The sequence below is a fragment of the Burkholderia sp. E168m23 genome (genome assembly GCF_016586125.1).
Lineage (GTDB): Bacteria > Pseudomonadota > Gammaproteobacteria > Burkholderiales > Burkholderiaceae > Burkholderia > Burkholderia orbicola.
The window spans coordinates 1-2,695 of sequence record NZ_BCPP01000958.1; the positions used below are offsets into that span (position 1 = coordinate 1).

At 68.2% G+C, this 2,695-nt stretch carries 2 protein-coding genes; both read left to right on the plus strand.

Annotation, left to right across the window (positions count from 1 at the left end; all coding sequences use genetic code 11):
• Positions 1-103 precede the first annotated feature (103 nt).
• Positions 104-1,201 carry an ABC transporter permease gene (locus tag JMF90_RS32550; RefSeq protein ID WP_011549505.1) on the plus strand — a complete coding sequence of 366 codons (1,098 nt, stop codon included), beginning with the start codon at positions 104-106 and terminating at the stop codon, positions 1,199-1,201.
• On the plus strand, positions 1,198-2,695 hold a 1,498-nt coding region (locus tag JMF90_RS32555), incomplete at its 3' end, for an ABC transporter ATP-binding protein (protein WP_201325970.1). The genes JMF90_RS32550 and JMF90_RS32555, both read left to right, overlap by 4 nt.

Sequence of the window (2,695 nt, forward strand, 5' to 3'; positions counted from 1 at the left end):
TCTTTGCTATGTGTGGGTCGATCCGCGCATTCAATTCGACAACCTGGAGCGCTGACATGAAACGAGCCATTCGCATGCCCGGCGCCAGCGGGCGGGGTGCGCGATGAACCGGGCCGTCGCCTCTTCCCGTATCGACGCCGCACGTGCGCGCGTGTCGCCGTCGCCCACCCGCCGCGTGTGGCAGCGTTTCAGGCAGCAGCGCCTCGGCTACTGGAGCTTCGTGATCTTCGTCGTGGCCTTTGCCGCGAGTCTCGCGGCGCCGCTGTGGTCGAACGACAAGCCGCTCGTGGTGCGCTACGACGGCCAGACCTATTTCCCGATGTTCCATGCGTACCCGGAGACGACCTTCGGCGGCGATTTCCCGACGCCGGCCGACTATCTCGATCCGTACGTGCGCAAGCGGCTCGAGGCGCCCGGCAACTTCGTCGTCTATCCGCCGAACCGCTACTACTACGACACGCTGAACTACTTCTCGAACGTGCCGAACCCGGCGCCGCCGTCGCGCGAGAACTGGCTCGGCACCGACGCGCAGGGCCGCGACCTGCTCGCGCGGCTCGTGTACGGGTTCCGCGTGTCGGTCGAGTTCGGGCTGATCCTGACGGTGATCGGCACGCTGCTCGGGATCGCCGCGGGCGCGGTGCAGGGCTTCTTCGGCGGGCGCATCGACATCGTCGGGCAGCGGCTGATCGAGATCTGGAGCTCGCTGCCGGAGCTGTACCTGCTGATCATCTTCGCGTCGATCTTCGAGCCGAGCTTCCTGCTGTTGATCGTGCTGTTGTCTCTGTTCGGCTGGATCGGCCTCGCCGACTACGTGCGCGCGGAATTCCTGCGCAACCGCACCCAGGACTACGTGCGCGCGGCCCGCGCGATGGGGCTGACGAACTGGCAGATCATCTGGCGCCACGTGCTGCCGAACAGCCTCACGCCGGTGATCACGTTCCTGCCGTTCCGGATGAGCGGCTCGATCCTCGCGCTCACCAGCCTCGATTTCCTCGGGCTGGGCGTGCCGCCGCCCACGCCGAGCCTCGGCGAACTGCTGGCGCAGGGCAAGGGCAACCTCGACGCATGGTGGATCTCGCTGTCGACGTTCGGCGTGCTGGTCGCGACGCTGCTGCTGCTGACCTTCATGGGCGACGCGCTGCGCAACGCGCTCGATACGCGGATCGCCGATTCGGTGCGCGCGGCGGGAGGCCAGCGATGAGCGAGCCGACCGTATCGACGCAGCACGAACCGCTGCTGTCGCTCGAGCGTCTGCATGTGCGCTTCGGCGACACGGTCGCGGTGGACGACGTGACGCTCGCGATCGGGCGGGGCGAGCGGGTCGCGCTCGTCGGCGAATCGGGGTCCGGCAAGAGCGTGACCGCGCTGTCGATCCTGCGGTTGCTGCGCGACGCAGAGGTCACGGGCGCGATCCGCTTTGCCGGGCAGGATCTGGCGACCAGGAGCGAGCGCGAGATGCGCGGGCTGCGCGGCTCGGACATCGCGATGATCTTCCAGGAGCCGATGACGGCGCTCAACCCGCTGTATACGATCGGCGTGCAGATCGGCGAGACGATCGTGCTGCACGACGGCGTATCGGCCGTCGAGGCGCGCAAGCGGGCGATCGCGTTGCTCGCGCGCACCGGCATCGCGGAGCCGGAGAAGCGGGTCGACAGCTACCCGCACCAGTTGTCGGGCGGCCAGCGGCAGCGCGCGATGATCGCGATGGCGCTCGCGTGCCGGCCGCGCCTGCTGCTGGCCGACGAGCCGACCACCGCGCTCGACGTGACGATCCGTGCGCAGATCGTCGACCTGCTGCTGGAACTGCAGCGGGAGGAGGCGGAAAAGCGCGGGATGGCGATCCTCCTGATCACGCACGATCTGAATCTCGTGCGGCACTTCGCGCAGCGGGTGGCGGTGATGGAACACGGCCGGCTCGTCGAGAGCGGGCCGGTCGAGCAGATTTTCGCGGCACCCGAGCATCCGTATACGCAGCGGCTGCTGAACAGCCGGCCGCAACGCACGGTCACGCCGGTGATGCCGATCGCGCCCGTCGTGCTCGACGCGCGCCACGTGAGCGTGCAGTTCGCGCGCAAGCGGCCGGGCTTCGCGGGCTGGTTCGGCACGGTGCCGGTGACGGCCGTCGCCGACGTGTCGGTGTCGGTGCGGCAGGGCGAAACGCTCGGCATCGTCGGCGAATCGGGCTCAGGCAAGTCGACGCTCGCGATGGCGCTGCTCGGGCTGCAGAAGACGGCCGGCGGCGAGATCGAATTCCAGGGGCGCGCGCTGTCGACCTATCGCGGCCGCGAGCAGACCGCGCTGCGCTCGAACATGCAGGTGGTCTTTCAGGATCCATTCAGTTCACTTTCGCCGCGTCACACGATCGAGCGGATCGTCGGCGAAGGGCTCGAACTGCATCGCCCGGACATGACGCCCGACGCGCGCCGCGCGAAGTCGCTCGCGGTGCTGCGCGAAGTCGGGCTCGACCGGACGGTGCTGCAGCGTTATCCGCACGAATTCTCGGGCGGCCAGCGCCAGCGGATCGCAATCGCGCGCGCGCTGGTGCTGGAGCCGCGCATCCTGATCCTCGACGAGCCGACGTCGGCGCTCGACGTGTCGATCCAGCAGCAGGTGCTGAAGCTGCTCGCGAATTTGCAACAGAAATACAACCTCGGCTATGTGTTCATCAGCCACGACCTGGAGGTGATCGGTGCGA